12 protein-coding genes are annotated in these 18,477 nt (G+C 38.7%); 7 read left to right on the top strand and 5 right to left on the bottom strand.

Features of this window, described 5'->3' with window-relative positions:
• Positions 1 to 121: 121 nt before the first annotated feature.
• From WDA22_05720 to WDA22_05710, 3 genes are all read right to left on the bottom strand, one after another.
• Entirely contained in the window at positions 122 to 3,391 is a 3,270-nt protein-coding gene (locus tag WDA22_05720; GenBank protein ID MFA5832962.1) for a S41 family peptidase, read from the bottom strand.
• 156 nt (positions 3,392 to 3,547) lie between these two features.
• Positions 3,548 to 5,290 (bottom strand): M14 family metallopeptidase, encoded by a 1,743-nt coding sequence (locus tag WDA22_05715; protein ID MFA5832961.1) that lies wholly within the window; start codon positions 5,288 to 5,290, stop codon positions 3,548 to 3,550.
• Between the two features lie 67 nt (positions 5,291 to 5,357).
• Entirely contained in the window at positions 5,358 to 7,043 is a 1,686-nt protein-coding gene (locus WDA22_05710; protein ID MFA5832960.1) for a M14 family metallopeptidase, read from the bottom strand.
• A 335-nt stretch (positions 7,044 to 7,378) separates the two neighbouring features.
• On the opposite strand from WDA22_05710, the gene WDA22_05705 reads away from it, so the two are divergent.
• Positions 7,379 to 7,792, top strand: a complete 414-nt coding sequence (locus tag WDA22_05705; GenBank protein MFA5832959.1) for a hypothetical protein — start codon at positions 7,379 to 7,381, stop codon at positions 7,790 to 7,792.
• A 54-nt stretch (positions 7,793 to 7,846) separates the two neighbouring features.
• Here WDA22_05705 and WDA22_05700 read toward each other — a convergent pair whose 3' ends face one another.
• Positions 7,847 to 9,391, bottom strand: a complete 1,545-nt coding sequence (locus tag WDA22_05700; GenBank protein MFA5832958.1) for an acyl-CoA carboxylase subunit beta — start codon at positions 9,389 to 9,391, stop codon at positions 7,847 to 7,849.
• A 5-nt stretch (positions 9,392 to 9,396) separates the two neighbouring features.
• On the bottom strand, positions 9,397 to 10,290 hold the full coding sequence (locus tag WDA22_05695) for a DUF3667 domain-containing protein (protein MFA5832957.1): 894 nt from the start codon (positions 10,288 to 10,290) through the stop codon (positions 9,397 to 9,399).
• Between the two features lie 149 nt (positions 10,291 to 10,439).
• Here WDA22_05695 and WDA22_05690 point away from each other — a divergent pair, with 149 nt between their 5' ends.
• The 6 genes from WDA22_05690 to WDA22_05665 all read left to right on the top strand — a co-directional run bounded on the left by WDA22_05690 (position 10,440) and on the right by WDA22_05665 (position 18,470).
• Positions 10,440 to 10,847: a MerR family transcriptional regulator gene (locus tag WDA22_05690; GenBank protein MFA5832956.1), complete on the top strand. Its 408-nt coding sequence runs from the start codon at positions 10,440 to 10,442 to the stop codon at positions 10,845 to 10,847.
• Complete coding sequence (locus WDA22_05685) at positions 10,831 to 11,499, top strand: PTS sugar transporter subunit IIA (protein ID MFA5832955.1); 669 nt, start codon at positions 10,831 to 10,833, stop codon at positions 11,497 to 11,499. Before WDA22_05690 ends, WDA22_05685 begins: the two co-directional genes overlap by 17 nt.
• On the top strand, positions 11,496 to 13,472 hold the full coding sequence (locus tag WDA22_05680) for a proton-conducting transporter membrane subunit (protein ID MFA5832954.1): 1,977 nt from the start codon (positions 11,496 to 11,498) through the stop codon (positions 13,470 to 13,472). Before WDA22_05685 ends, WDA22_05680 begins: the two co-directional genes overlap by 4 nt.
• A 161-nt stretch (positions 13,473 to 13,633) precedes the next feature.
• Positions 13,634 to 15,532: a proton-conducting transporter membrane subunit gene (locus WDA22_05675; protein ID MFA5832953.1), complete on the top strand. Its 1,899-nt coding sequence runs from the start codon at positions 13,634 to 13,636 to the stop codon at positions 15,530 to 15,532.
• A gap of 53 nt (positions 15,533 to 15,585) precedes the next feature.
• On the top strand, positions 15,586 to 17,556 hold the full coding sequence (locus tag WDA22_05670) for a proton-conducting transporter membrane subunit (protein ID MFA5832952.1): 1,971 nt from the start codon (positions 15,586 to 15,588) through the stop codon (positions 17,554 to 17,556).
• A complete protein-coding gene (locus WDA22_05665; protein MFA5832951.1) occupies positions 17,541 to 18,470 on the top strand; it encodes an NADH-quinone oxidoreductase subunit H in 930 nt (309 codons plus the stop codon). The genes WDA22_05670 and WDA22_05665 overlap by 16 nt, the downstream gene beginning before the upstream one ends.
• Positions 18,471 to 18,477: the final 7 nt, after the last annotated feature.

Raw genomic sequence — 18,477 nt, 5'->3', positions numbered from 1 at the left:
TTAAATATACTCAAAATAGCGTCACAGTTCACGCTGTTTTTCAAAAACAGAACGGCCAAGCATTTCTGCATGGCCGTTGTATCCTTCAGTTAACAACGATATCTATTTTTCAATATAGATCTTACTTGCTTTTATCCGGGAATGGCGGAGGATTTGGAATTCTGTATTTAAAGTTCTTAAGATCTTCTTTAATCACTTCAATTGCTTTCAACAATTGTTCATCCGTACCGGAAAATTCTGTAGCCGGATCATTATCAACGACAATATCAGGATCAACACCATGTCCTTCCATAATCCAACTTGTTCCTTCATTATCATATCGCGAAAATTCCGGACGATTCATGAATCCGCCGTCAACAATGGGAAGTGTTCCTCGAATTCCCACAACACCACCCCATGAACGTTTACCGATTAGTTTACCAAGATTGTATTTTCGAAAACGGTACGGGAAAATATCTCCATCCGAAGCAGAGAACTCATCCATCAATAATACTTTGGGACCAAGATGCATTTCCGATGGATTGGTTCCGGGTGTACCATTTCTTGAATAGCCGATCATTGCTAGTTGGCGGTTTAACCGTTCCGTAATCATCGGAGAGACATTTCCTCCTCCATTGCCACGATCGTCGATAATGAGAGCTTCTTTTCGCATTTGCGGGTAAAAATATTTTGAAAATTCATTCAATCCATTTGCCCCCATATCAGGGATATGAATATAACCGATCTTTCCATCCGTAGCTTTTGAAACTGTTTCAATATTCTTCTGAACCCAATTATAATAATACAACGGAGCTTCATTACCGGTAGGAATGACCGTCGTTTCACGACTGCCCGATTCTTTTGCCGATGCATTCACTTTTAGCTTTACTTGTTTTCCAACCGTACCCACCAGAGCTTCATTAAGATCATTCATTTCGTTTGTCGGTTTACCATTTACAGCGATGATGTAATCCCCTTCTTTGACATCGACACCGATTTCAGTCAATGGCGAGCGAAGGTTCGCTTCCCAATTTTGGCCTTTTAGTATTTTTACTACGCGGTAATACTGTGAAGAAGCATCTCGTTCGATCTTAGCACCGAGCAATCCAAGTTTTATCCGTTCCGCTTTCGGATAATCGCCACCGCCGACATAGGAATGACCGATGTTGAGTTCCGAAATCATTTCCCCAATCACATACGTTAGATCGACACGATGATTCACATAAGGAAGAAGTTGTGAATAATTTTCTTTCATTTTTTTCCAATCTACGCCATGCATACTTGGAGTCCAGAAGAAATCGCGCATTTGACGCCAAGATTCGTTAAAGATTTGGGACCATTCTTCTCGTTTATTCAAATTCATCTTCATATCAGAAAGATTGAGTTTATCTTTCACTTCAATCTTTCCTGTTGGAAGATCAATAATGCCATATCCTCCATCCTGTTCAATTAACATTTTCTTGCCATCCCAGGAAATCTCATATCCATTTGTCTCGCCAAGTTCAGTTTCTTTTTGTTTTTCCAAATCATACAAAAAGAATTTTGCTTTTGTATCTTTACTTCCCTGTCTGATATAATAGACTTTGTCACTTACAATATTCAAACTTCGGTAATTGGAGGCTGATATGGGCAACACATTGATACGCTGCTGTAATCCTTCAACATCCACTTTCACTATCACTGTTTTTACATCATCTTTTTTCTTGTCATCAGACTTTCCTTTTGCATCCGATTTTTTTTCCTCATCTTTGAACTTCACTTCATCACTCTTTGGCTCAAATGGAGACTTTGTCTCTTTTGCAAGTGCAACAAAGTATATTTTTGCCATGTCCTGATAGATATGATTCCATTCCGTCCAACCATACATGGGACTGAAGGAGCGGCTTGAAATAAAAAATAGATATTTACCATCCGAACTAAAAACTGGACTTCCTGAATCGTACCATCCATCAGTTACATCAACAGTCTGTTTTGAATCCAGCGAATATAATTTCACTTTGTTCATGACATCCGCTTCCGGATTTGTGTAGGTAATCCATTTCGAATCGGGTGACCATGCATACTCATTGTACTCGAACACTTTTGATTCGGCAACTAATGTTATTGATTTCGATTCTACATCCACATAGTGCAAGCGTTGAGCTCTATCAGCCCAAAGCAGTTTCTTTCCATCAGGCGACCAAAGTGGTTGATATTTGTAATTACTGGAATTTTTTGTTATTTGTACTGGTTCACTCAGTCCATCCTGCGATCGCATCCAGATTTCATCCTCGCCGGTGACATCAGAAATATAAGAGATCCATTTTCCGTCCGGAGACCATTTTGAATTTCGTTCATGGACACCGGAAGTATTCGTCAAATTTCTTGTGTTTCCATATTTTACGGGAACAGTAAAGATTTCACCGCGTGCACCGAATAATGCGCGACTTCCATCAGAAGAAATTTCGTAGTTCGTCACATTCTTGCTGACATCAATAATTCCTCCACGACCGGATTCAAAATCATCATTAATCTGAATTGATATTTTTGTCTCCTTTTCCGTTGAAAGATCAAAACGATAGAGATACCCGCCATTTTCAAAAATAAGTGCATCATTTCCAAGTGAAGGGAATTTTACATCAAAGTCCGAAAAGAACGTATGTTGTTTTGTTTCTTTTGTATCAAGATTGTAAGAATAGAGATTCAATCGTTTGTTTTTATCTCTTCCATCCCGGTCAGAAGTAAAATAGATTTTATTGCCGAACCACATCGGAAAATTATCTTGGGCTAGATCGTTAGTGATGTTTTCTGATTTCTTCGTTGCAAAATCATAAACGGAGATATCATCCGCTTGTCCTCCTCGATACCGTTTCCATGTCCGAAATTCGCGGAACACGCGATTGTAGGCCATCTTTTTGCCGTCGGGTGAGAATGTAGCCCAACCACCACGCGGCACGGGAATCTGATTCGACTTTCCTCCATCAGTGGAGACAGAAAATAATTGACCTTTAAAATCGTTGAATTCTATTTGACGGGAACGGTAGACAATTGTTTTACTATCTTTCCAGGAAGTAACAATGTTGTTTGGACCCATTCGGTCAGAGACATCATCCCTATCCAGTGTTGCCGTATATGTTAATCGTTTCGGAATACCTCCCACGGATGGAATCAAATATACTTCTGTGTTCCCATCATACTGTCCAGTAAAAGCGATACTTTTACCATCGGGAGAAAATCGAGGAAATAATTCCATTCCGATATCGTTTGTCAATTTTCGTGCTACACCACCATTGGAAGAAGCAGTGTAAAGGTCGCCGGCATATGTGAAAACGACGTTGTCTCCATAAATTGCAGGGAAACGAAGCAAGCGAGATTCATTCTGTGCAAATGCAATGCTGCTTAGTAGAAAAATAAACATTATTAATTTTTTCATTGAGACCTCTTGTAAGAAGTTAGATTAGTGCTGTTGGCTTTTGGCCATTGGCTGTTTGCTATTGGTTTTACATCAAAAAAATTTTGTAACTACACGGCAACGAAATAAATCAATTACTTCTTGATCACTTTAGTACTAGTTGAGCAGTGAAGTAAATTATTTATACGTTTTTTCCGAAGTTCCTCCCTTTTCAGAATCAACCTTGACGGTATAGGAACTACCACCATCGACAATCCATCGAACGGCAATGGATGCCATGCCAGGAATATTGTCGATATTCAAGCGATTAGGATTATTTTTTTGTTCCTTCATGATGCCGAGAAATCGATTTTCTAAAATTCCGCTCGTAACCACTTTCCCACCTTCCAAGGTAATCCAATCCGGACGAGTGATTTTATTTTTGGAATCTTGAAACGTGTGCGTTGGTATTACTCGTTCGTTTGAAATGATTGCCGTTACCTCTTTCAGTCCACCCGAAAGATTTTTTACCATAATAGAATCTACTGATACTTTTGGAGTGTAATAGAGATGGAACAATGTAAATGCCATATTTCGATGACACATATCTTCAATCATAAACGAAGGGGCAGTTCTCGTCCACGCTTTTTTAATTCCACCAATTTCAATCTCCCCATATTGTGGATGTTGAAATTTTTTCCAAGGAACAACTCCCTCATTGAATAACATAATCTTATCAAAACGATAAATATCTTGTTGTGTAACATCTCGAGTAGAATCTTTTGCCCTTCGGAAATAATCGAATTCGCTCCACAATTCATTTGTAAACGATAAAATCCCTCTTCCTCCATAAAACCATTCAATTTCACCGCCATAAACGGTGTAGAGATCTTTCCAAATGATCATGTATTTATATCCGGGGAGTTGTTCTTCACCAAGCTGTCCAAGAAAGTCATATGTTTGAATATCCTGACGACTGTATGTTCCTTCATCAGATTTTGAACCAGGACCTCTCAAAATCATGCCGCCATTATTATGGAATGACTGCGCTGCTGCAATATTGGTATGGGCTAAAAAGAAATTTCGGATCGATCGATTTTCAGGAAAAGTAAATGGATAATGATCCGACCCGCCTTGAATATATCGAGGTGCCCAATTCCACGCCCAATCTCTATTGGGATCATAAAACCCAGGGTTATCTTCATTAACAACGCCGTCACCATCATTGTCAATTCCTTCCCACCCTAACAAAGTATATTCTCCCTTTTCATCAGGATTGGCTTGAATCATCAATCTTGAATCTGAAGGATCAACTTTATAACGTCCATTGGGATCTTTAATGCGCATAAAAACAATATTCCCATCGCCATCAAGATCATCATACCCATCTTCATTAAATTCACCGTCGCCGTCATCATCCCTTTTTGCCAATCCACTTCTGGGGGAATGAGGATTGTTTGCTTTGTAGATGAAATAATCTCTCGCATCCGGATTGATCGTCGGTACTATATACAGAGTCTTTTCATCCAACAAATTTTTGATCCATTCCACTTCATCATAAAGTTCAGTAACATACCAAGCGGTATACAGAACAACTTCTGCCCCTTGTATTTCGTTGGAATGAATATTGCCGTCAATATACATTGCTGGTTTTTTGTCAGGATTTCCTTTTTTTGAATTGGAAATCGTCATCTGCCACATATCTTTTCCTTCAACCGACTTACCGATTGAGGAGATTTTTACAAGATTGGGATATGCTTTTTCCATCCGTTTCATAATCTCATATAACTGTTTGGAATCGTAATACCGATTCCACGCAATTTCGACTTTGGGATTATTTGGAGCACCCATTGCTTTCAAAGCGCTTGCAGTAAATTCTCTGGATTCTTGAGTAAAAGAGAAAGAGACAAGCAGTATTGTGATTAAAAATATTTTTTTCATTGACACTCCAGTTATTGACCCGACCTTCCTTCCCCTTATTGGGAGAAATTTGGGAGAGGTTTTAAATTTATTTCAATTCAATTTTTAACTCTGCATTTCCTGCAACAGGGCTTTCAGCTGTTACTACGACTGATCCTTTACCCACCACAATCCAAGAAAGCGTCTTGTATCCACCGCTTCCTTTGATTGGTTCAAGAGTTTGTTTCGCTTTGCCGCTCGATATTGAATTTCCTTTTCCAGCGTCTATAATCACACAAACGTTGCGGACCCAACGGGTTTTTATTCCCATTCCACTGTTCGTCGGCAAATATCCATTATTCACAACATCAACGGAAACTCGATATACATTGTCGTTGATTTTTTTAATTACTTGATTGGTCAATGATATTGCCGGAAGTTGTGCAGCGAGAAATGTAAGGAAGTTGGAGTATGATCTAGAATACGAATCCAGGCTTTCAGCAGGAGGATTTGTCAAAACAAATGGTTTCACGCCGCCGATCTCTGCTTCCTTATTCGGGAAATCAGGGTGATTGAATTTCGTCCATTGCACAGAAATATTTTTTATTCCAACAGCATCGTACCATTTTAATGTTTTTACATTCGGGTCGTCTGATTTTTCCTTATCCTCCTTTTTTGATTCCGATGATTTTTTGGTTGAATCCTTTGCGGTAGTTGTATCTTTCATTTGTGAAACTTCTCCCGGCCACCAAGGACGTACAGCAAACGACCATCGTCCTGCATGATAATATGCCCATTCACTAAATGATCCTTCTCCTTTTACCGGTTTTGGAGCATCTTTCAACTTTGTTATTTCTCCAAACCGTTTACTGATGAGTCCAAAATAATCTTCATCTTCCTTGGTGACGGATGAGATCACTGGCGATTCACTTTTAGATGGTTCACTCTTCCAAGGGGTCGTCAGGTTATCATTCGATGAGAAAGTAAAGACTAATCCAATATTAGGATGCTCAAAAACAAAATCGATAATAGCTTTTGTTTCATTTTCGGATATTTGGTGGACGCCGCTGTTCTTTCCAAAAAATTGATAGTTATAAGTAAAGTTGCGATTAAAGTCAGTTCCTCCTATTTGGTCTTCATTCCATTCTTCATCCTTATCATTGTCAATGCCTTCAGTCAACAAGCGATACATTCCTTTTTCACCTTTGCCTGGATCTGCTTTTTTCATTAATCGTGAGTCATCGGGATTCACTATCCAATCGCCATGCGGATCTTTAATTCGCAGCCAGGAAATTATCCCATCGTTGTTTAAATCTTCCGCATCGTCTTCATCAATGGCAGCATCGCGGTCATCATCGTATGGATTGTAATTTATTTCGCGTTCAACAATAGGTTTTGTAAAAAATGATTCGCTTGCATCAACATTTGCTCGAGGGATTATATAGACAGTCGTATTCTCTAATAATTTTGTAACGCTATCAACTTTTCCGTATGCTTGCACAAGATGTTCAATAAATCGCAATGCGTGTTCTGAGCCAACTAACGATGTCGCTTCCATTCCGCCAACCACAAGTATTGCTTTGTGATTTTGCGTTTCCCCTTTTCCAATTGAGACAACCCAAAGATCATTTCCTTTCATCGTTTTAACAATGGATTCCATTTTTACAAGAGGTGAATTTTGCGAAACGATTTGTTTGAGAATTTTTGTGAGATCAGCAGAGTTGTGATATTGAGAAGGTGATTGTGCTGCACTAATACTGAAAAGAACAAAGGTGACAAGAATGATTTTTTTCATTGAACTCCTTTAGTTTTGTTAGTGTAGATTCTAATCCACACAATAGGACAATAGGACAATAGGATAGGTCTTGAGATCGGTCCTCCGTAAACAAGTACCAATGTATTTAGGAAAATGATAGTGTGATTTCAAGTGATAATTGTAAAATAATTTACAAAACACCGAAGTACATAAAGCTCTATCTGTATGGTTCGTAATAAATAAAGAGCATTTAGACTAAATACTCAAGAATGTTTAACGTATTGCAGTTGTCGATTAAGAGGATTACTTTAGCGTGTCCTTAATAACACACGGATCAATAATCCGCTATTTATCACTAATGTAGGGAGGTACGTATGAAAAAAATTCTCATCGGTACTGTTGCTGTCTTCATCGCCATGTCCGCTTTTGATTTCATCGTTCATGGTATCCTTTTAAGTGAAGCATATAAAGCTACCGCTTCTCTCTGGCGCCCGGATATGCAATCCAAGATGTGGATCTATTCAGTTATTTCTCTTGTTAGTGCATTTTTCTTTTCATTCATTTTCTCTAAAGGGTTTGAAGGAAAAGGAATTGCGGAGGGAGCACGTTATGGATTATACATTGGAATTTGGATGAGCATTGGAATGGCGTACGGTACGTATGCAATGATTGCAATTCCCTACGCAATGGCAATGCAATGGTTCATCTATGGAGTAATTGGATATGTGATTTACGGAATTATTCTTGCGTTGATTTTTGGGAAGAAAGCAGAAACAACAACGGCATGAAGTAAAAATAGCTGACCGTTACCTTTAAAATGACGGTCAGCGTTACCCGCTCTCTTATAACGGAATATTTCCATGTTTTTTCTTCGGATTTTTATCCGCTTTTGTCTCAAGCATTTCTAACGCGCGAATAATTCGGGGACGAGTTTCATCTGGAAGAATCACATCATCAATATATCCCCGTTCGGCTGCGCTGTACGGATTTGCAAATTTATCTGTGTATTCTTGAATTTTTTGGGTGAGAGCAACTTCTTTGTCTTCTGCTTTATCAATCTCCTTCTTAAAAATAATTTCCACTGCCCCTTTCGGTCCCATTACAGCTATTTCCGCAGTCGGCCAAGCAAAGTTAATGTCTCCACGGATATGTTTGGAATTCATAACATCATACGCACCGCCGTATGCTTTACGAGTGATAACGGTAATTTTCGGAACAGTCGCTTCACAATAGGCGTACAATAATTTTGCTCCGTGTTTAATAATGCCGTGCCATTCCTGATCTGTTCCTGGTAAAAATCCCGGTACATCTTCAAACGTAATCAAAGGGATATTAAATGCGTCGCAGAATCGAATAAAACGCGCAGCTTTAATTGATGCTTCAATATCCAATACGCCAGCAAGAACAGCAGGTTGATTTGCAACGATTCCGACCGACATTCCGTTCATCCGTGCAAATCCAACGACAATATTTTGTGCATATTCCTGATGCACCTCCAAAAAATTGCCATCATCGATTACAGAATGAATCACTTCTTTAATATCGTACGGTTTTGTGGAAAGATCCGGGATGATTGAATTTAATTTTAAATCTTTTCTATCACTTGGATCCGTGCATTTCGCGCGGGGTACATCATCCATATTATTTTGCGGCAGGAAGGATAATAATTGTTTGATGTGATCGATACATTCAATCTCACTTTCACAGGCAAAATGCGCTACGCCGCTTTTCGATGCATGCGTCATTGCGCCTCCAAGATCCTCGCTTGTTACTTCTTCATGTGTAACAGTTTTTACAACATTAGGACCGGTTACAAACATATAACTGGTGTTTTTCACCATAAGGACAAAGTCCGTTATTGCCGGAGAATAGACCGCTCCTCCAGCACACGGTCCCATAATTGCGGAGATTTGCGGAATGACTCCCGATGCAAGAGTGTTTCTTAAAAATATATCAGCATATCCTCCAAGAGAAACGACCCCCTCTTGTATTCTGGCGCCTCCTGAATCATTTAATCCGATGACAGGAATGCCTACTTTCATAGCCATATCCATAATTTTACAAATTTTTTCCGCGTGTGCCTCGGAGAGTGAACCACCGAATACAGTGAAGTCCTGGCTATAGACAAATACTTCTCGTCCATTAATTTTTCCATGGCCAGTGACTACACCATCGCCAAGAAATTTTTGTTTCTCAAGTCCAAAGGCAGTAGAACGATGCGTCACCAGCATTCCAATCTCTTCAAAAGTACCTTCATCAATCAATAAGTCTATCCGTTCTCGGGCAGTTAATTTTCCTTTTTTATGCTGATCGGCAATACGCGCTACTCCTCCGCCAAGGAGCGCTTCTTCTTTTTTTTGTTTCAGTAGATCAATTTTATTTTTCATAAGTATTAGGTAAAGAATAACAGAATTGTTGCAACGACAAATAGACTGAGAGTTAGTATAAAGACAACCGAATGACTTATTAAGAGCAACAAAAACTTTATCACTGTTTTCCAACGTGATTGCTTATAGACACCTTTAAGTCCACTATACAAATATAAAGGAATCAATAGCATAATGATATTACTATAAATTTGGTATTTATGCGGCAATATCATCTCGCCAAAAGTGTCAAGTAACAAAATAAAAAAGACGAATGAATGGAAATAAAACGAGAATATGAGATGCTTAATATAGAGGATATGCGAACGTATGTAGACCAATTTTAACAATATTGCAAAGACAGGCAACAAGAGAAAAATAATCTTAGGGAGATGTTCTTTGATTTTATCAAAAAACATTTGAGGATTATTTTTCCCCGACTTGAATCCTTCAATAAAATTTTTACCAAACAATTTTTGGATCTTTGCAGTATCCTTAATAGTGAAACTTACATCTGAATTGTTACTCCGAATAGATATGTTTGTTGAATCTCCATTGATAATCGATTTCAAAGAATCTGACTGAGAAAAATTCTTTCTCAGATTGGATTTTGATTCTGATACATACCATGAATTGATAAAGAAAAAGAGAAAGCTAATAAAAAAATAGAATTTAAACGGAGAGAGATATTGTTTTCTTTTCCCGGATAGATATTCTTCTGTAAGCATCTCCGGTTTGAATAAAAACGGTTTGATGGTCCGAATTAATCGTTTATCAAACGATGGAATGACATCAATAAATTCGGATGCCAGTTCCTTTACAGGAAGGTGGAGTTCTTTATCTCGCTGTCCGCATGAAGAACAAAAGTCTCCGTATAATTCTGCATTACAATTTTGGCAATATCGTTTTTCTTCTGTCATAGGATTCAATGCTGAACAATTTATAAGGAATTGACCACAGTTGCACTGTGGATCAAAAAAAAAATGGACATCGGTATACCGTTTGAGAATGATTGAATTTCGCCAAAAAACTGTCTATCTTAACTCTACCGTAAACGTTAAGGTTGGAAGTGTATAAAATTGGTAAAATTGCTGAACAGGTTGGCGTTACGCCACGAACGCTTCGTTATTATGAGCAGCTTGGACTCATCACGCCCTCCTCGGTAAGCACCACCGGATATCGATATTACGATGATAATGCTCTTGCCATCCTTGTTCGAATCCGAAATCTTAAACACGTTGGCCTTTCGTTGGATGAAATAAAAGAAGTGATTGGTCTTTATTTTGCACAACATAAACCGTTGGAAGCGAAAGAAAAGACCCTTTCCTATTTACAAACCCATTTGAACGAAATAAACTCAAAAATCAAAATGCTTCAAAAAGCAAAACTAGAAATGTTGGACCAAATACAATTAACGCAGCAACGAATGTCTCAATTAGATGTGAAAGGTCAAAAAAACGGTGGATCTAAAAATTAAAGATGTTGCTGAATTTTTGGTGATGTCTGAAAAAGAAATCCAAAAGTTAGTTAAGACAAAGGAAATACCACACCAAATTATTCAGGATCGGGTCGTCTTCAATAAAGACAAAGTCATCGAATGGGCGTTAGGCAGAAACATTCCATTGAATATCTCCGGCAGTTCACATTTTGTAGAATACCAGATTAAAAGCCTGCTTCCATTGCTTGATGAGCAATCTATTTTCTATCAATGTAATTTCACGGAAGAACTGTACATTGAACAAATGACAAACCTTGCCTTGTTTGATGCATCGGTGGATAAGGATGTTGTCGTTCAATTATTGAAAAGCCGTGAACAGATGATGTCCACAGCGATCGGGAACGGAATCAGTCTGCCACATCCAAGAATACCATTGGTGGTGGGACGGGATAAACCATTGATTCATTTTTTCTTCCCGTCTCGGCCACTTAAACTTAATTCTTTGGATGGGAAACCGGTTCATACATTGATTCTTCTCATTTCTCAGACGATTAAACAGCATTTAAGCTTGCTTGCTCATATCAGCTACCTTCTTTCACAAAAAGAAATTCAACAAGCTTTGGAAGTGCGGCTTCCGTATCGCGAATTAATGTCTCTCATTGAAAAGATTGAGGAACAACGAAAGCGATGATCGTACTCTTTATTCTTGATGGTTTTTTATTGTGTCTGGCTCTCGTCTTCCTTGCTATCGGGCGAAACCCATTTTTCCTTAATCGCATAGGACATGGATTGATCGCTGCTGCAATGCTGAGCGGATTGCTTTTTGCAATGCATGCATTTATGTATTCACCAACGTTATATGTGAATCTCTTCACCCATTCAAGTCTCGGAGCAGTTTCATTTCATTTCGATAAACTTTCTCTCTTCTTTCTCTGCATCATTCTTATCGGAGGTATTGTCACTTCGATTTCGGGCATTGGATATCTTTCCCGTGAAGAAAAACATCGTTCGTTGAAACCGACTATTACTGCCACAGTATTATTATTTTTTTCTATGCAAATACTGATCGTGGCAGATCATGCGTTTTTATTTCTCATCGCTTGGGAAATGATGGCATTATCGGGATATTTGGGAATTCTCTTAGAACGTGAGCGTAAGGATGTCCAAAAAGGGAGTCTTACTTTTTTTATTGCCACACACATCGGAACACTATTTCTCTATCTCATGTTTTTGTTGTTGCATCAACAAACAGGCAGCTGGGAATTTTCAATTTTTGCACAACATTCGTTTCTTCCTTCTGTCATCTCCTCAATATTTTGGTTGGGATTTATCGGTTTTGGAATGAAAGCAGGATTCATGCCGCTGCATTTTTGGAAACCCGAAGCGTATCCTGTTGCTCCCGGCCATATTTCTGCAGTGCTATCTGCTGTGATGCCAAAAACGGGTATATACGGCTTGATTCGAGTCATTATTTGGATTCAACCGACAGATTATTTTCTCCCGTCCGCATTGTTTGCCATTTCCGGCGGAACTGCTGTTATCGGCATATGGAACGCTTTGACTCAAAAGGATCTGAAGCGAATGCTTGCGTATTCATCCGTTGAAAATATCGGTATTATTGGAATGGCCCTTGCGATTATGATTTTTGGAATAGAATATCAAAAACCGCTTGTGACGTTTCTTGGATTAGCCGGCGTACTTTTCCAAACAGTAAATCATTTTGTATTTAAGTCTCTGTTGTTTTTGAGTTCAGGAACAATTCAACATCATTTTCAACATCGTAATCTCGAACAGATGGGGGGAATGATGAAGTCTGCCCCGCTCTTCGGATGCATTGTGCTCATTGGATCGATCGCAATTTCAGGATTGCCGCCATTTAATGGGTTTGCATCAGAATTTTTAATCTTCAGCAGTTTTTTTGAAGCATCACATTCTTTGCACGGATATTTCCCATTCTTTATGCTGATTGCTGCAGTGACATTAGCATTTGTCGGCGGTTTGGCTGTTTTAGGATTTTCAAAAGTCTTTTCAATGGTGTTTCTCGGTAAATCGAAAACAACCATTCAACAGCCAATTGATATTTCACACTACGAAGCGTTTTCATTGTATTTCCTCACACTGTGTATTATCGTACTCGGGCTTTTTCCACAAATAATTGTATCCGCATCAGCGATAGTGTTTAAAGAATTATTCCCAGCGGCACCGTCAATGATTTTACGATCATCGATTGAAACAATACAGAGCGTCGGTATTATTGCTCTTGCAATTTTTGTGGTGATCATGGTGATTTTATTTCTCAAGAATAAACGGATCGGACAATTTTCGACTCGGATGTCAGTTCCGTGGGGATGCGGATATGCATTACAAACAGATCGAATGCAATATTCCGGCACTTCATTTTCTGATACAATCGTCAACATTGCCGGCAAAGCGTTGACAGCAGAAAAAGAATTCGTAATACCAGTGAGGACTTTTCCAGAAGAAAGTTTCTTCCATACAGACGTAAAAGATTTTGTTCTCTTCAAAATTATTATCCCATTGAATAAAAGGTTTGATTGGTTTACAGATCAGTTTAAATGGCTTCAATCGAGTCAAATTCAAGTGTATGTTGCCTTTTCCATTGTTGTGTTGGTGTTTTATTTATATTTAGCGTTTCGTTTTTAGTTTCGGATACTTTCAAAATCAAGTGACAATATTTATTTTCAAAAATATTTTCACATGTACGATTTAAGCATTATTTTTTCAACTTGTAAGGTATACTTGTGGATGTTCTGTTCCTTATAGGCTGTTGTCTCCTAATTATTGGTGCACTCATTGCAGTATTTGTGCGTCCAATACAAAGGGCTTTGACCTTTTATGTCCTGATTGTCGTTGTAGGATTATCCCTTAATCTCAGTTTTTCATTATCGGCAATTTTGTTATTACCAAGTGTTACACCAATATTTTCCATGTTCTCAAACGAACAATCTGCTTTTCATGCCGATGGACTTGCTCTATTCTTTCTTCTGGTGATTACAACTGCAGCAATACCATCAGTGATTGCCGCTCATTCTTACCTGCAATATTATTTTCATAAGCAAGCATCTGTTCGAGCATTTCTTGTCTCGTTTTCTCTTCTTTTTCTTTCGACACAATTATTGATTCTCTCTAATCATGCTGTTCTCTTTCTCATTTTTTGGGAATTGATGACACTGATGGCATATCTTGGAATGCTATTGGATAAAGAGAAAGAGGAAGTGCAAAAAGGAAGCATTATTTACTTTGTCACAACTCATATTGCAACATTCTTCTTGTATATTTTTTTCTTTATGCTTCATACACAATCTGGCAGTTGGTTGTTTAGTGATTTTCATGTGTCGATTAATTCCGGATTACTTTTCTATGCGATTTGTTTTTTTGGTTTTTTAGGATTTAGTATTAAAGCAGGATTTATGCCGCTGCATTTCTGGTTACCAATGGCACATCCTATTGCACCAACTATGTTGAGTGCATTCCTTTCCGGTGTTATCCTTAAAACCGGAATCTATGGAATTTTTCGACTTATAGAATTTTGTTCTCCTTTGCCGGCATGGATGGGAATAGTGATATTAGCTTTTAGCATTTTTAGTGCCGTCTTCGGCATTTGGAATGCCATAGCGCAAAAAGATATTAAGCGCATGCTCGCCTATTCATCTATAGAAAATATTGGCATCATCGGCATCGGCATTGGGCTTGGTGTACTTGGCGTTGCATATTCCATTCAATCATTAGTCTGGCTTGGTTTCGGTGGAGCGCTCTTCCATACGTTTAATCACGCCATCTTCAAAAGTTTGTTGTTTCTCGGTTCAGGGGTGATCTATCAGAATTTCCATTCGCGAAATATTGATGATATGGGAGGAATTGTTCACCGTGCACCGTGGTTTGTTGCGCTCTTCCTTATCGGGTCAGTCGCAATCAGCGGTATTCCACCCCTCAATGGTTTTATGTCCGAGTTTCTGATTTATAAGGGATTTTTTGAATCGGCATCAATTCTTGGGAAATATTTCCCTCTCTTTATGCTGCTGATGTCTGTTGGCCTGGCGTTTGTTGGCGGATTGGCATTAGCCGGTTTTACAAAAATTAATGGAGTAATGTTTTTGGGATCAATTCGCACAGACCATCGCACATTTATTGTAAAGAAGACAGATTATTTTGCATTAGGATTTCTTGCATCGATTTGCATACTCTTTGGTGTTTATCCACAGATAATTCTCGGAATCATTTCTTCGGTAATTACTTTTAACCATTGGGGAGTTGCCATACAACCCTATACCATGTTTGCGCAATGGAGTGTATTGTCCAACGTATTTCTTAGTGTTCTCCTTACCATCGGATTTATTATCGTTTGGAAAACATTAAACAAACAGTATCGTACATCTCCGGCTTGGGGTTGCGGATATGCATTACAAACTCCCCGTATGCAATATTCCGGGACATCGTATTCCGATGAGATGGTAAGTATCGCACACAAAATATTAGATGTTAAGAAAGAAACGCGCTTACCCTTAACGATGTTTCCTCGACAAAGTGTTTTCAAAACAAATGTCAGGGATTTTGTTCTTTCAAACATTCTTACTCCGGTCTTTGCGGCTTTATTATGGACGACCGATCGTTTTAAGTGGATTCAATCCGGAAATGTTCAAGTGTATATTTCCTTTTCCATTGCTGTATTATTGTTTTATTTACTGCTTGCAATATTTATTTAATTCAATCTGAGAAATATGTTTTTATAATCACCATCGAAAGAACTATAGAAACTGTGGATATTCTATTTTTTATAGGATGCAGTCTGTTTATTGCGGCTCCGATGATAGCGATGATTGTGCGGCCATTAAAACGGGCTTTATTGCTCGTCGTCGTTTTATTGGTAGTGGGATTATTGTTTAATCTCAGTTTTTCTCTTATTCAAATTTCTGCACTGCCAACAATCTTCCCTCTTTTTACGATACTACCCAATGTGGATTCATTTTTCCGTGTCGATGGCCTTGCTCTCTTTTTTTTACTTGTAATCACAACAGTCGCAATACCTACAGTGATATCAACATATACTTATCTTCAACCTTTTCTTTTCAAGAATATTTCTGTAAGAGCATTCCTTATCTTCTTTTCGTTATTGCTGCTATCTACACAGTTATTAGTCTTGGCTAATCATGCAATCGCCTTTCTCATTTTTTGGGAATTGATGACACTGATGGCATATCTTGGAATGTTGTTGAATAAAGAAGAGATTAATGTTCAAAAAGGGAGCTTTATCTATTTTGTTACAACGCATGCCGCAACTTTTTCCTTGTATATTTTTTTCTTCATTCTCCATCAACACGCAGAAAGTTGGTTGTTCAGTGATTTTCATTTTACTTCCGATAACGGATTGCTCTTTTATGTTGCCTGTTTTTTTGGCTTTATAGGTTTTGCGATAAAAGCGGGGTTTATGCCGTTTCATTTCTGGTTGCCGTGGGCACATCCTATAGCTCCGACAGTGTTGAGTGCATTTTTCTCAAGTATTTTGATTAAGACAGGTATTTACGGAATCTTTCGCATGATAGAATTTTGTTCCCCGCTTCCCGCATGGATGGGAATCGTGATGCTGGTTATCAGTCTCTTCAGTGCGATTTTTGGTGTCTGGTACGCACTTGTTCAACACGACATAAAAAAATTATTGGCGTATCATTCTATCGAGAACATCGGCATCATTGGTATTGGTATCGGCCTGGGAATGCTTGGTATTTCTTTTTCTATTCAATCGCTAATATGGTTAGGTTTTGGAGGAGCGTTATTCCATACCTTTAATCACGCCATCTTCAAAAGTCTCTTATTCATCGGATCCGGAATTATCTATCACAACTTTCACACACGGGATATTGAAAAACTGGGTGGCATAGTTCATAAGGCACCATTGTTTGTTGCTCTTTTCCTGATTGGTTCCATTGCCATCAGTGGAATTCCTCCGCTGAATGGGTTCATGTCCGAATTTCTGATTTATAAAGGATTTTTTGAATCGGCATCTGCACTTGGAAATTATTTCCCTCTCTTGATGCTGTTGATGTCGGTTGGACTGGCTTTTGTCGGCGGATTGGCATTGGCTTGTTTTACAAAAATTAACAGTGTCATGTTCTTGGGAACGACACGAAAAGGAGATCATACCTTTTTCGTTTCTGTGTCAGATTACGTTGCATTAGGTATGTTGGCTGGTGTATGCATTGTATTCGGTGTGTATCCTCAATCAATTTTGGGAATAATTTCTTCTGTCATCTCCTATAACCGTTGGGGAATTCTTATTCAACCGTATGCAATGTTCGCTCAGTGGGATGTGATGACATTGGTATTTGCCAGTGTATTATTTACCATTGCGGCTGTGTTCGTCTGGAAAAAAACCAGTACAAAATTTCGCATCTCTCCTGCCTGGGCGTGCGGATATCCAAATCAAATTCCGAGAATGCAGTATACTGCTTCATCCTATGCCGATGAAATAAATAATATTGCATCAACGTTACTCCATCGAGAAAAGCATGTTACGTTGCCTACTACCATATTTCCGGCGGCATCGCGTTTTCATTCTCATGCAGAAGATTTTTCAGATGTACAGTTCGTAAAGCCGTTCTATGCCTATATTCTTAAGAAAATCAGTTCGGTGGAATTTTTAAGTCACACCGATATTCGTTTTTATATTTTATTTATGCTTATGGTCGTACTGCTGTACGGCGGGATAGCAATCGTATGGACATACTTTTAAATTTCCAGGGACTCTTCCCCTTCTTGTTTATTGTCGGAATATCGCCATTGCTTGTTGGATTAATCAACAAGCAAAAAGCGTTACTCACCGGAAGAATCGGCGCACCAGTGTACCAGCCGTATTTTGATCTGCTCCGACTCAGTCGGAAAGAAACGATCTATGCAACTACTGCATCTTTTATTAGCCGCCTAGCACCGGTCGTTTCGTTTTCCGCGATTTTAATTTCCAGTCTCATGCTGCCGATAGGCTACGTCCGTCCGTTGTTAAGCTTCAACGGAGATATCATCGTCTTTGCATATTTGTTAGGTCTGGCGCGGTTTTTTCAGATTCTTGGAGCAATGGATATTGGAAGTTCTTTCGAAGGAATGGGTGCGGCACGGGAAGCAACATTCGCCGTCTTTGCCGAACCGATCTACTTCTTTACTTTAGGAAGTTTGGCGTTTATTACCGGTTACACTTCTATTTATGATATTTACCATTCCATTCATTTGGACAATCCGACTTCCATTGTCTTCATTATCGTCAGTTCGATTTCAGCATTTTTCCTAATGGTGACGGAATGTTCTCGAATGCCGATTGACGATCCGACGACACATTTGGAATTAACGATGATTCACGAAGTGATGATCCTTGATAATTCCGGAATTGATCTTTTCCTGTATCAATATTCCAGTTACATCAAAATTATGGTGTATGCGGTGTACGAAGCATCGTTTTTTAATCCATTCAGTATGCAGAATCATTGGCTAGGATTTTCTGTATTCTTGATAGTGTTAGTGTTACTTTCATCGCTCATTGCATGGGTGGAGACAATGATTGCGCGGTTCAAAATGAAAAGCATTCCGCAATATCTATTATTTGCAACTGCCATTGGTATTTTAAATTTGCTCATTTATACGTTTGTTCGTCAATAGATCGGAA

The sequence above is a fragment of the Bacteroidota bacterium genome, assembly GCA_041658205.1.
In the GTDB taxonomy this organism is placed as follows: domain Bacteria; phylum Bacteroidota; class Ignavibacteria; order UBA10030; family UBA8401; genus UBA8401.
The sequence above is the reverse complement of the archived record's forward strand: the minus strand, read 5'-3'. Positions and strand labels throughout refer to the sequence as shown.

Coding starts and splice junctions, on each gene's coding strand:
- WDA22_05700 (MFA5832958.1), bottom strand. CDS start 9,391: ATGAAAAATAAAATTGATCTACTGAAACAAAAAAAAGAAGAAGCGCTC.
- WDA22_05710 (MFA5832960.1), bottom strand. CDS start 7,043: ATGAAAAAAATCATTCTTGTCACCTTTGTTCTTTTCAGTATTAGTGCA.
- WDA22_05720 (MFA5832962.1), bottom strand. CDS start 3,391: ATGAAAAAATTAATAATGTTTATTTTTCTACTAAGCAGCATTGCATTT.
- WDA22_05705 (MFA5832959.1), top strand. CDS start 7,379: ATGAAAAAAATTCTCATCGGTACTGTTGCTGTCTTCATCGCCATGTCC.
- WDA22_05695 (MFA5832957.1), bottom strand. CDS start 10,290: ATGACAGAAGAAAAACGATATTGCCAAAATTGTAATGCAGAATTATAC.
- WDA22_05665 (MFA5832951.1), top strand. CDS start 17,541: ATGGACATACTTTTAAATTTCCAGGGACTCTTCCCCTTCTTGTTTATT.
- WDA22_05715 (MFA5832961.1), bottom strand. CDS start 5,290: ATGAAAAAAATATTTTTAATCACAATACTGCTTGTCTCTTTCTCTTTT.
- WDA22_05680 (MFA5832954.1), top strand. CDS start 11,496: ATGATCGTACTCTTTATTCTTGATGGTTTTTTATTGTGTCTGGCTCTC.